The sequence below is a fragment of the Caulobacter sp. HMWF025 genome (assembly GCF_003060965.1).
GTDB lineage: Bacteria > Pseudomonadota > Alphaproteobacteria > Caulobacterales > Caulobacteraceae > Caulobacter.
Map to the genome: position 1 here is coordinate 1 of NZ_QAII01000122.1, position 11,258 is coordinate 11,258.

The 11,258-nt window shown below is 66.4% G+C and carries 11 protein-coding genes and 1 pseudogene; 5 read left to right on the plus strand and 7 right to left on the minus strand.

The annotated features are described in order from the left end of the window. Positions 1–142: 142 nt before the first annotated feature. Positions 143–592, plus strand: a complete 450-nt coding sequence (locus DBR10_RS13030) for a YaiI/YqxD family protein (protein WP_108503689.1) — start codon at positions 143–145, stop codon at positions 590–592. Beyond that, positions 589–1,011, plus strand: coding sequence for an alternative ribosome rescue aminoacyl-tRNA hydrolase ArfB (arfB, locus tag DBR10_RS13035; protein ID WP_108503687.1), 423 nt, complete (start codon positions 589–591; stop codon positions 1,009–1,011). The genes DBR10_RS13030 and arfB overlap by 4 nt, the downstream gene beginning before the upstream one ends. A gap of 7 nt (positions 1,012–1,018) precedes the next feature. Here arfB and DBR10_RS13040 read toward each other — a convergent pair whose 3' ends face one another. From DBR10_RS13040 to DBR10_RS13050, 3 genes are all read right to left on the minus strand, one after another. Beyond that, on the minus strand, positions 1,019–1,501 hold the full coding sequence (locus DBR10_RS13040) for a MarR family winged helix-turn-helix transcriptional regulator (RefSeq protein ID WP_233243404.1): 483 nt from the start codon (positions 1,499–1,501) through the stop codon (positions 1,019–1,021). Between the two features lie 178 nt (positions 1,502–1,679). Then, the gene (locus tag DBR10_RS13045; RefSeq protein WP_108503685.1) at positions 1,680–1,898 is read right to left on the minus strand and encodes a hypothetical protein; all 219 of its coding nucleotides are present in this window, start codon (positions 1,896–1,898) and stop codon (positions 1,680–1,682) included. Positions 1,899–1,956: 58 nt separating this feature from the next. Next, positions 1,957–2,454: a GcrA family cell cycle regulator gene (locus DBR10_RS13050; protein ID WP_108503684.1), complete on the minus strand. Its 498-nt coding sequence runs from the start codon at positions 2,452–2,454 to the stop codon at positions 1,957–1,959. A 399-nt stretch (positions 2,455–2,853) separates the two neighbouring features. Here DBR10_RS13050 and DBR10_RS13055 point away from each other — a divergent pair, with 399 nt between their 5' ends. From DBR10_RS13055 to DBR10_RS13065, 3 genes are read left to right on the plus strand one after another with little or no spacing between them, the layout of a single operon-like run. Then, positions 2,854–3,354 carry a c-type cytochrome gene (locus tag DBR10_RS13055; RefSeq protein ID WP_108503683.1) on the plus strand — a complete coding sequence of 167 codons (501 nt, stop codon included), beginning with the start codon at positions 2,854–2,856 and terminating at the stop codon, positions 3,352–3,354. Beyond that, positions 3,354–3,716, plus strand: a complete 363-nt coding sequence (locus DBR10_RS13060) for a nuclear transport factor 2 family protein (RefSeq protein ID WP_108503682.1) — start codon at positions 3,354–3,356, stop codon at positions 3,714–3,716. Before DBR10_RS13055 ends, DBR10_RS13060 begins: the two co-directional genes overlap by 1 nt. After that, complete coding sequence (locus tag DBR10_RS13065) at positions 3,713–4,066, plus strand: nuclear transport factor 2 family protein (protein WP_108503681.1); 354 nt, start codon at positions 3,713–3,715, stop codon at positions 4,064–4,066. The genes DBR10_RS13060 and DBR10_RS13065 overlap by 4 nt, the downstream gene beginning before the upstream one ends. A 98-nt stretch (positions 4,067–4,164) precedes the next feature. Here DBR10_RS13065 and DBR10_RS13070 read toward each other — a convergent pair whose 3' ends face one another. The 4 genes and pseudogenes from DBR10_RS13070 to DBR10_RS20070 form a co-directional block, all read right to left on the minus strand. After that, positions 4,165–6,519, minus strand: a complete 2,355-nt coding sequence (locus DBR10_RS13070) for a transketolase (protein ID WP_108556403.1) — start codon at positions 6,517–6,519, stop codon at positions 4,165–4,167. A 14-nt stretch (positions 6,520–6,533) separates the two neighbouring features. After that, on the minus strand, positions 6,534–9,680 hold the full coding sequence (locus DBR10_RS13075) for an efflux RND transporter permease subunit (RefSeq protein WP_108503680.1): 3,147 nt from the start codon (positions 9,678–9,680) through the stop codon (positions 6,534–6,536). Beyond that, entirely contained in the window at positions 9,680–10,828 is a 1,149-nt protein-coding gene (locus DBR10_RS13080) for an efflux RND transporter periplasmic adaptor subunit (protein WP_146184051.1), read from the minus strand. The genes DBR10_RS13075 and DBR10_RS13080 overlap by 1 nt, the downstream gene beginning before the upstream one ends. A 123-nt stretch (positions 10,829–10,951) precedes the next feature. Then, positions 10,952–11,258: pseudogene (locus DBR10_RS20070) on the minus strand (hypothetical protein); the annotation flags it as partial.

Sequence of the window (11,258 nt, forward strand, 5' to 3'; positions counted from 1 at the left end):
GCGGTAGAGCAGCGGTTTTGTAAACCGAAGGTCGGGGGTTCAATCCCCTCATCCGGCACCATTTCTTGCCCGCGCCGTTGCCCAGTCTGCGGCTTCTGCGCCCCCCACCGGAAACCGCGACGTGACCGCCCCTCGCCCGCCCCTGATCTTCATTGATGCCGACGCCTGTCCGGTGAAGGACGAGATCTACAAGGTCGCTGCGCGCTACGGGCTGAAGACCTTCGTGGTGTCGAACAGCTGGATCCGGGTGCCGGCGACTGTCGCGATCGAACAGGTCGTCGTCGATGCCGGACCTGACGTGGCCGATGACTGGATCGCCGAACGGGCCGTGCCCGGCGACGTCGTGGTGACCAATGACATTCCCCTGGCCGATCGGGTGCTGAAGGCCGGGGCCGCCGCCCTGGCCCCCAATGGTCGTGTATTCAGCCCCGACATGATCGGCTCGGCCCTGGCCTCGCGCTCCATCGGCGAACATCTGCGGTCGATGGGCGAGGTGACCGGCGGTCCCAAGGCCTTCGGCCCGCAGGATCGCAGCAAATTCCTGCAGGCCCTCGACACCCTGGTGGTCAAGGCCACGCGGGGCCGACGATGATCCAGATCACCTCCTGGCTGCGGATCGAGGACGACGAGATCATCGAGAAGGCGGCCCGCGCCTCGGGGCCCGGCGGCCAGCATGTCAACAAGACCTCGACCGCCATCGAGCTGCGCTTTGACGTGCGCGGTTCGCCGTCGCTGCCCGAGGACGTCAAGACCCGGCTCGAGGCCCTGGCGGGCAGCCGCCTGACCCAGGACGGCGTCCTCGTCCTGTTCGCCCAGGGCAGCCGCTCGCAGGAAATGAACCGCCAGGAGGCCCGCGCCCGTCTGGTCGAACTGATCCTGAAGGCGACCGAGCGACCCAAGGCCCGCAGGCCGACCAAGCCCACCTATTCCAGCAAGCTCAAAAGGCTTGAAACCAAGGGCAAACGCGCCGGGATCAAGAGCCTGCGCGGCCGGCCGCGCGGCGACGACTGAACAGCCCTCAGGCCGTCAGGGCTTCGGCCTTGCGATTGAACGCCAGAACGTCCTGCTGCCATTCGGGTTCGTCGATCAGGCCGGTCACCATCTTCTTCAGATAGCGGCTGAGATTGGCCCGTTCCTCGTCCGTCAGGGCCGCATAGAGCTCGTCATGGGCCGGGGCCAGATCCTCACCAATACGCACGAGCAGGTCCTCACCGGCCGGGGTCAGGCTGACGAAGACGATGCGACGGTCGGTCGGTGAGGCAGCCCGTACCGCCAGACCGTCGCGGATCAGGCCATCGACCGAGCGGGTGAGTGTGGTCCTGTCGGTCGCCGCCAGTCGCGCCAGCCGGGTCATCGAGCAGGCCCCGAAGCGGGCCAGGGCGACCATCGCCACCCACTTCGGAAAGGTCAGGCCGAACTTCGCAACGCGCTCCGCCGCAACCGAACGGCGATGCTGTTCGGTCTGGTAAAGCAGATAACTGAGATAGCTTGGCAACGGCACGGCGCGCGCTTCCCCCACGATCCTTGACCCTGCCCATTCTGCGAAGGCGAAGGTCGGGGGCTTTCATGTCATGCGCGCTGAAGCTGTGCAATCAGGCCTGATTTGATCGGGTTAAAATTGTGCGCATTTGCACCGGTAGCGCTCACCTTGGCCGGATCCGTGCCGCGGGAAGCGGCCCTCAGGCCTCGGCCGCAGCGGCGTTCCGGCGCGCCCGGGCCCGGCTGAGCCAGTCGTCGGGGCAGGTCTCGCGGACGGTGATCGACTTAAACTGGCTGACCGGGATGCGGGCGTGATCTCCCGGATTGAGGTCGCGGGACACCGAGTGCCCGGCAAACTCCTCGATGATGGTGATGACCTGGCTGCTGCCGGCGGTGTTTTCGATGAGGACCATGTTCATGGCGATCTGCTCGGCAAATGAGAGAAACGATGAAAGTCAGCGGAAAAGTTTCGTCGGATCAGGTGCGGCCCTGCTGCAGCCGTCGGCCGGCCGAGGATCCCTGGGCCCAGGCGTCAAGTTCGCCCCGCGACAAGCAGCGCCGGAACGCGCCCTGGGCGTGCTGGTCGCAATAGGAGCCCCGCGCCAGCTTTTCCCGGCCACAGAACCCGAAATCGTTCTGGTCGGGATTGCCGATCGGCCAGCGGCAGGAGTGAACCTCAAGGCCCAGAATATTGGACGTCGCCGACAATTCGACCGGAACCCGGATAGGTGCCCGGGGCGAGGCCGGCACCGCGGTGCGAACAACCTGGGGGCGGACCGTGGTGCGGCTCGGAACGCGCACTGAAACAGACCTTGTGCGAACGGGTGCCTCACGCGCCGTGATTCCGAGACGGTGCACCTTGCCGATCACGGCACTGCGACTCACGCCTCCCAACTGCCGGGCAACCTGACTTGCGCTAAGTCCTTCAAGCCAAAGCTTTTTCAGGACAGCCGTTCTTTCCTCGCTCCAGTCCATTACGCGACATCCCAGCCAAGTCGGGGTAATTCCCCGCCTCATTTGCGTAGGATTATGGTTAACGGGCGTCAAACGGTTATGTGCATACCCACGTTTCTTGGTCTAAATTTCTCTGCGTAAAATCAACAGGTTACCAGCTATTGTCGCAGGGGTGCCGCTTTCAAGGTGGCGGAAGCTTGACGGGATAACGGCGCTATACGAGATATTTTCGGCCCAGATGATCTGCCGGAATTGAATGTGGCGCGCGGTCGCACAATTTGCGTCCAAACGTCGCTGGTCACGACGCCAGCCGTGATCGGCATCATGACTTCAGTGCGTCTTCCTAATCGAATTTTGAGGCTTTTGGCCTTCTTGACAGACAACGGCTTCAGTCCGCCCGCCAGGCCCAGGAGAATGTCCATGCTCAAACTGCAACTCGCCGCGACGGCCGCCCTGTGCCTCGCCCTGACGGCCTGCTCCAAGAGCGACGACAAGACTGCGGCAGGCACGCCCACCGCGACCCCGGCTGTGGCCGAAGGTCCGACTGATGCGCAGAAGGCTGCGGCCCTGGCCAGCCTGCCCGCGCCCTACAACACCGGCGACCTGGCCAACGGACAGCGCAAGTTCGCCCTCTGCCGCTCGTGCCACACCATCGCCGAGGGCGGGCCGTCGATGACCGGTCCCAATCTCTATGGTGTCTTCGGGCGCAAGGCCGGATCGGTCGCTGACTACAGCTATTCCGACCCCGTCAAGGCGGCCGGGTTCATCTGGGACGGCGAACACCTGGACAAGTGGCTGGCCGATCCGCGCGGCTTCATGCCGGGCACCAAGATGTCCTTCGCCGGCGTCAAGGACCCCAAGGACCGCATCGACCTGATCGCCTATCTGAAGGTTGAGACGGGCTACAAGCCCGCGTCCTGATGCCTGACGCCGAAGCGCTGCTGAACCGTCTTTTCGACGCCTATAATCGCCGGGACTGGTCGGCCGCTCTGGCCTGCGTGCAAGCCGGGATCGACTGGCCCGACCAGATCGCTGAAGGGCGGGTCGTCGGTCAGGCGGCGCTGGAGGCCTACTGGCGCCGGAACCACGAAGTCATCCGGCTGGAGGTCACGCCGCTGGCGTTTACGACCCTGCCGGACGGCCGGATCGACGTGCTGATCAACCAGATCGTGCGCAGCACCACCGGCAGCCTCTGGTCCGACCTGCACGTCCATCACGTCTATACGCTGCAGGACGGGCGGGTCGCGCGTCTGGATATCGGCCCGGACGCGGAGCGGCCATGAGCCGCGAACACGACCTGCTGGTCCAGGCCTATGACGCCTTCAATGCCCGCGACCTCAGCGCCCTGGCCGACCTGTTCCATCCGCTGGTGGAATGGCCGGACATCCTCGAAGGTGGCGTCATCACCGGGCGTCCTGCGGTACAGGCCTATTTCGGGCGGCAGCTCGAGGTGATGATCCCCGATGCCCGGATCATCCGCACCCGCCTGGTCGCCCCGGGACGACTGGAAGTCGACCTGCAATATGCCGTTCACAGCCTTGAGGGCCGGCTGTGGTCGGACACCGCTGCCACCCTCGCCTACGACTTCCAGGATGACCTGATCATCCGGATGACGGTCTTGTCCGGTCTCTAGCGCAAGGCGCGCGAAATCAAACGCGCTCACCTTGCTCCAGATTTTTGTCTTCGCATCGTTTCTGCGGAAAACCGGTGCCCACTTTTCCGCACGATGCTCTAGGCCAGCAGATCGGCGCAGGCGTCGAGAACGGCCTCGGCATCCAGGCGATACTTGCCATAGAGATCCGGCAGGTCGCCCGACTGGCCGAAAGTCTCCAGCCCGAGCGCCCTGACCCGCTGTCCTCTCACCGAACCCAGCCAGGACAGGGCCAGGGGCGAGCCGTCGGTCAGGGTGACGAGACCCGCATCGCGATCGAGATCGGCCAGCAGCCGCTCGACTGTCGAGGTCCGGGGCCCCTCCCCCGTCCAGCGGGAGCGCCCGGACGCCGTCCAGTCGCGGTGCAGGCAGTCCGACGAGGTCACGGCCAGCAGACCCGCCTCGGGCATGTCCTCCGACAGGGCCTCGAAGGCGGCCAGGGCTTCCGGGGCCAGGGCCCCGCTATAGACAATCGCCAGGCGCGCCCCCGGAGCCGGCGGCCTCAGCCAGTAAGCCCCTTCGACCACGCCGGTGCGCCAGGCGTCGTCGAGCCGCTGGGGCTGATCGATCACCCGGGTGGACAGTCGCAGATAGGTCGAGGCCCCGTCGACGGCCTGGATGCGCTCGAAGGCATGAGCCATCAGGACTGCTGTCTCGTCAGCAAAGGCGGGCTCGTAGGTATCGAGGCCCGGCTGGGCCATGCCGATCACCGGGGCATTGATCGACTGGTGCGCGCCGCCCTCGGGTGCCAGGGTCAGGCCCGAGGGCGTGGCCACCAGCAGGAAGCGGGCGTCCTGGTAACAGGCATAGTTCAGGGCATCGAGGCCCCGGGCGATGAAGGGATCGTACAGGGTTCCCACCGGGAACAGCCGCTCGCCGAACAGCGGCGCGGTCAGGCCCAGGGCCGCCAGGGCGATGAACAGGTTGTTCTCGGCAATGCCGAGCTCGATATGCTGGCCGGTCTCGGCCATCGACCAGACCTGGGCCGACGGGATCCGGCGGCGCTTGAAGACGTCCTCGGTCGCGCGGCGGTGGAAGACGCCCCGGCGGTTCACGAAGCCCCCCAGATTGGTCGAGACCGTCACATCCGGTGAGGTGGTCACGACCCGGCCCGAAAACTCGTCGGTGCGCCGGGAGATTTCGAACATCACCTTGCCGAAGGCCGCCTGGGTCGACTGCTCCCCGTTCCCGGCCACGGCGGCCAGCAACTCATCGGCGGACGGCGTAGCCACCAAGGGGGCCACATGACTACGCCGCACGTCGGCGGCAAACGGGGCACGGGCGATCAGGCCCTTGAGGGCGGTCCGCTCGGCCGACGAAAGGCCCGAGAGCGGATCCCACTCCTGCCCCTCGGTCACGCCCAGGCGGTCGCGCAGTTCGGCGATCTGGGTGGGCGTCATCAGGCCCGCATGATTGTCCTTGTGCCCCTGGAACGGCAGCCTCAGGCCCTTGACGGTGTAGGCGATGAAGAAGCGCGGCGCGTCGTCCTGGCCGGCCCGCTCGAAGGCCTCGAGCAGGGTCTCCAGGCAGTGGCCGCCCAGCTCGGTCATCAGTTCGGCGAGGTCGGCATCCTTGTAGCCCGCGATCAGGGCCAGGGTTTCGGGATGGGCCTCAAGGTCTGCATTCAACCGCTCGCGCCAGGCCGCGCCGCCCTGGTAGGTCAGGGCCGAATAGAGGTCGTTGGGGGTCGTCTCGATCCAGTGCTGCAGCGCCTCGCCACCCGGCCGGGCAAAGGCGTCCCGCTGCCGCCGCGACCATTTCAGGGTCTCGACAGTCCAGCCGGCGGCCTCGAAGATCTCGCCATAGCGGGTGAACATGCGGTCCTGGGTGGTCGCATCCAGGCTCTGGCGATTGTAGTCGACGATCCACCAGGTGTTGCGGATGTCGTGTTTGCAGGCCTCGATCAGGGCCTCGTAGATATTGCCCTCGTCCAGCTCGGCGTCGCCGAGCAGGGAGATCATCCGCCCGACGCCTTCGGCCTTCACCGCGCCCCGGGCCGCCAGATAGTCCTGGGCCAGCGAGGCAAAGGCGGTCATGGCAACACCCAGCCCGACCGAGCCGGTCGAGAAGTCGACATCGTCGATGTCCTTGGTGCGCGAGGGATAGGACTGCGCTCCGCCCAGCGACCGGAAGCGCTTGAGGTTGTCCAGGCTCTGCCGGCCGAACAGGTGCTGGATGGCGTGGAAGACCGGGCTGGCATGCGGCTTGACCGCGACCCGGTCCTGCGGCCGCAGCGCCTTCATGTAGAGCGCGGTCATCAACGTGGTCATGGAGGCACAGGAGGCCTGGTGGCCGCCCACCTTCAGCCCGTCCCGGCACTCCCGCAGATGGTTGGCATTGTGGATGGTCCACGACGCCAGCCAGAGAATGCGTTCCTCGAGACGGCGAAGGAGTGCGATTTCCTGCCGCTTCGCCGTCAATGAGCCGTCAGGCATGCTTCCTCACCCGATTATGCCGGTGAGGTTTGCCCCTCACCGCTCTTCTCACGGGCTTCATAGTCCTCGATCTGCCGCGCCGTCCACTCCGGAGACTTCGTGAAGCGTGCGAGGAGGTTGTAGAACACCGGAACCACGAACAAAGTCAGCAGGGTGGCGAACATCGCCCCCATGAAGATCACCGCCCCGATGGTCTGGCGGCTGCCCGCCCCGGCCCCGGTCCAAAGCATCAGGGGCAAGGCCCCCATGGCCGTGGCGATCGAGGTCATGATGATCGGACGCAGGCGCATGGCGGCGGCCTCGATCACCGCTTCCTTCACCTTGAGGCCCTCATCGCGCAGCTGGTTGGCGAACTCGACAATCAGGATGCCGTTCTTGGCCGCGATGCCGACCAGGATGATCAGGCCGATCTGGCTGTAGGTATTGATCGTCGAACCCGTCATCAGCAGGCCGAACAGGCCGCCCAGCACCGCGAGCGGCACGGTCAGCATGATCACGGCGGGGTGGATCCAGCTTTCGAACTGGGCCGCCAGAACCAGGAAGACCAGCAGCAGGGCCAGACCGAAGGCGATGCCGACAGCCCCCGAAGCTTCCAGATAGTCCTTGGCCTGTCCGCCCCACTTGACGCTGACCCCCGGGGTCGGGCGCTTTGCCGCCTCGTCCTGGAAGAAGGCCACGGCATCGGCGACGGTATAGCCCTTGGCCAGCTGGGTGGTCAGGGTCACCGAGCGCAGGCGGTCGACGCGCGGACGGTCGGGCGTATCCCCGCGCAGCTGGGTGGTCACGACCGTCGACAGCGGGACCAGGGTCCCGGACTGGGTGCGGACCTGAAGCTGGTCGAGATCGGAGATGCTGCGGCGCTGATCCAGGGCCGACTGCAGGATCACGTCATATTCCTGGCCGCTCTTGATATAGGTCGTGGCCCGTCGCGAGCCGAACATGGTCTCCAGCGCCCGGCCGATCGACTGGGCTGAAACGCCGAGACTGGCGGCCTTGTCGCGATCGATCTGCACCGACAGGCGCGGCGAGGTCGGCTCGTAGTCGATGCGAGGCCGTGACAGGCCCGGATTGTCCTGAGAGGCCTCAAGGATCGGCTTCAGCCATTCGGCCAGCTGGACATAGTCGTTGCCGACCGCAATCAGGTCGACATTGGTGCCGCCGCCACCGCCGCCGCCGCCACCGCCGCGCTGGAAGGCCCCGCGCACACTGGCCACCGCGCGGACGCCGGTGATCTTGCCCAGCGACTTGTTGAGGTCGGCCGCGATCTCGTCAGCGGTCTGCTCGCGTTCGCCCCAGCCCTTCAGGACCAGCACGCCGTTGCCGGTATTGAACTGGCTCTGGCCAAAGCGCGGCACCGAAATGATCGTCCGCTCGGCAACCCCGGACGCCCGGTAGGTCTCAAGCTGCTTTTCGACGGCCGCTGCCGCCTTGGCGGTATAGTCAAAACCGGCCCCTTCAGGCCCGCTGATGTTGACGTCGACCCGACCCCGGTCCTCAGCCGGAACCAGTTCCTGCGGCAGGACCAGGAACAGCCCGCCGGCGACACCGGCCAGGACGAGGACAAACAGACCCGTACCGATGGCGGCCGCGCGGCCGCCCAGCAGGCTTTCCAGCGAGTGGCGGTAGCTGTCGCGCAGTCGGTCCATTGCAAAATCGACCTTGCGGTTGAACCAGCCGCCGCTGGAGGCCGGCTTCAGCAGCTTTGAGGCCAGCATCGGCGACAGGGTCAGGGCCAGCAGGGCCGAGAAGCCGACGGCGGCCGCGATGGCGACGGCCAGCTCGACGAACAGCCGGCCGATATAGCCCGGCAGGAACATCAGGGGAGCAAAGACCGAGATCAGCACCACCGTGGTGGCGACGACGGCGAAGAATACCTGACGGGTGCCGCGCAGGGCGGCCACCGGCGCGGGCTCACCCTCGTCCACGCGGCGCTGGATGTTCTCGACGACGACGATGGCGTCATCGACCACCAGACCCACCGCCAGCACCAGGGCCAGCAGGGTCAGAAGGTTGAGCGAAAAGCCCAGCGGGGCCAGGACGATGAAGGTGGAGAGGATGCAGATCGGCGCGATGATCGACGGGATCAGGGCCGACCGCCAGCTGCCCAGGAATACGAGATTCACCAGCGCCACCAGGCCGATCGAGATGCCCATGGTCACCCAGACTTCATGGATGGCCTCGGCGGTGAAGATCGAATTGTCGACCGCCTTGATCAGCTTGGTCCCGGCCGGGAGGGTCTTGTTGATCTCCTCAATCTCCTGGTCAACGACCTTGGAAATGGCCACGTCATTGGCCTGGGACTGGCGCGTCAGGAAGATGCCGACCTGGTTGATGCCGTTACCCCGGAAGATCTTGCGACGTTCGTTCGAGCCTTCCTCGACCTTGGCCACATCGCCCAGCCGGACCACGAAGCCGCTGGCATTGGCGGCCCGGATCGGCAGCTGGGCGAAGTCTTCGGGCTTGGAGTAGTTGCGGGCCACCCGGATCGTGAAGTCCTTAGACTCGCTTTCCAGCGAACCGGCGGGAAGCTCGACATTCTGGCTGTTCAGCGCGTTTTCAACGTCATCAACCGTCACGCCGCGCGCGGCCATGGCGTCGGGATTGAGCCAGATCCGCATGGCATAGAGCTGACCGTTGAGGCCGGCCTGGGCCACGCCGGGCACGGTCGACATGCGCTCGACCAGATAGCGGTCGGCATAGTCGGCCAGTTCCAGCGGCGACAGCGAGGTCGAGATCAGGTTCAGGATGATGATCGGCGAGCTGTCAGCGGTCGCCTTGGCGATCTGCGGCGGGTCGGCCTGATCGGGCAGGTTGGCCGAAACCCGGCTGACGGCGTCGCGCACGTCATTGGCCGCGTCATCGAGGTCGCGGTCGAGGGTGAAGGTGATGTTGATCTGGGAGCGGCCATCGCGCGAGCTGCTGTTGACCCGGTCGATGCCCTGGATGCCGGAGACCTGGCGCTCGATCACCTGGGTGATCCGCTCCTCGATGACTTCGGCCGACGCCCCGCGATAGGCGGTCGAGACCGACACAACGGGCGGATCGACATTGGGCAGCTCACGGATCGGCAGGCCGGCAAAAGCCGCCAGACCGATGACGCAGAGAATGATCGCCGCAACGGCGGCGAAGACGGGACGGCGGACGGAAAGGTCGGACAGCATCAGCCGGCCTTGCGTTCAGTCGGGCCCTTGCCCGCCTGATCCTTGCCCGACGGGTCCTTGCCGCCGGGGGGCTTGCCACCCCCGATCGCGGCCCCGTCCTGAACGCGGTTCAGGCCGTCGGCGACGATCTTGTCACCGACCTTCAGGCCGGAGCGGATCTCGACGAAACCACCGTCCGTCAGGCCGGTCTCGACATTGGTGCGCTTGGCGATCTTGCCCTTGGGCCCCTTGGCGATCAGGAAGACGGAAGCCTGCTCGCCCTCGAACTGGATGGCCGCTTCAGGAACCGCCAGAGCCGTCCGCTGGCCCTGGTCAATGCCGACCTTGACCAGCATGCCGGGCTTCAGCCGGCCACCGGGATTGGGAAACTCGGCGCGGGCCTTGAGGGCCCGGGTCGTCGGATCGATGCGGGTATCGATCTGCGCCACGCGCCCCTGGAAGGTTTCGCCCGGCAGGGCATCGGGCCGCGCCACGATGGCAAGGCCCTCCCGCAGGGTCGGCAGGTAGCGGTCAGGGACCGAAAAATCGACGCGGATCACCGAGGCGTCATCCAGCGTCACGATGGCCGTGCCGGGGCTGATCAGGGTCCCCGGCGCGACATCCGACAGGCCGACGCGACCCGCGAACGGAGCCCGGATCACCCGATCCAGCTTCTGGGCCTGGGCCGAGGCCACACCGGCCCGGGCCGTCTCGAGGGCCGACAGATACTGCTCGGCCGTGACACGCGGTGCGACGCCGCGCTCGGCCAGCACCTTCCAGCGCTGATAGTCCCGCTCGGCCTGCGCCAGGCGGACCTTGGCCTCGGCGATGCCGGCGTTTTCGCTGTCGGCCTTGAGCTCCACCAGGACCTGGCCGCGCGACACCGACTGGCCGTCACTGAAATGGACCGCCGTGATCATCTCGGCCGTGTTGGAGGTGATGGTGACCGACTGACGTCCCTTGGAGACACCCAGAACCTCGATGCGATCGGTGAAGGCCCGCGTGGCGACCTGGGTCTGCGAGACGCTGGTGGCCCGGCCTCCCGGACCGCCGGCCTTGCCCGCTGCGCCGCCGGCCTTGTTGCCGAGTGCCAGCTTGACGCCGCCGGCGACGAGCAAAAGCAAGATCGCGGCGAGCGCCGCCACGAGGAAAAAGTGCCTGCGGATCAACGGAACGACTCCTATCGCCGAGGAGAGTCGGCGGTCGGGACAAGGTGCGGCGACATATGCCGCTCCCCTAAAGCTACGTCCAGTGACAGCAGGATGACGAAACATTTCACGATGGAAATAGAGTCAGAAGCCGCGCCATAAGGCGATGACAATGCCCTGATCTCGGGCGGCTTCGCGGCCGGAAACCGTCTGCCTCCAGCCGGCCTGGACGCCCCAGCGGTCAAATCGGCGAACCGCCGAAAGCTCGGTTTTCAGCCAGCGGGCGCGCAAGCCTTGGGCATCGGCCTCGCCGGCATAGGCCTGGGCCAGAAGCAGCCAGTCGCGCCGCGGCGCGATGCCCAGGGTGGCGTCCAGCCGGGTCTCGTCGGCCAGGCCCGCACGGGCCACCCGACCTGCCTGCAGGTCGAGATAGACCGGCCGGCCCCGCCAC

Coding starts and splice junctions, on each gene's coding strand:
- arfB (WP_108503687.1), top strand. CDS start 589: ATGATCCAGATCACCTCCTGGCTGCGGATCGAGGACGACGAGATCATC.
- DBR10_RS13045 (WP_108503685.1), bottom strand. CDS start 1,898: ATGAACATGGTCCTCATCGAAAACACCGCCGGCAGCAGCCAGGTCATC.
- DBR10_RS13050 (WP_108503684.1), bottom strand. CDS start 2,454: ATGGACTGGAGCGAGGAAAGAACGGCTGTCCTGAAAAAGCTTTGGCTT.
- DBR10_RS13055 (WP_108503683.1), top strand. CDS start 2,854: ATGCTCAAACTGCAACTCGCCGCGACGGCCGCCCTGTGCCTCGCCCTG.
- DBR10_RS13060 (WP_108503682.1), top strand. CDS start 3,354: ATGCCTGACGCCGAAGCGCTGCTGAACCGTCTTTTCGACGCCTATAAT.
- DBR10_RS13065 (WP_108503681.1), top strand. CDS start 3,713: ATGAGCCGCGAACACGACCTGCTGGTCCAGGCCTATGACGCCTTCAAT.
- DBR10_RS13070 (WP_108556403.1), bottom strand. CDS start 6,519: ATGCCTGACGGCTCATTGACGGCGAAGCGGCAGGAAATCGCACTCCTT.
- DBR10_RS13075 (WP_108503680.1), bottom strand. CDS start 9,680: ATGCTGTCCGACCTTTCCGTCCGCCGTCCCGTCTTCGCCGCCGTTGCG.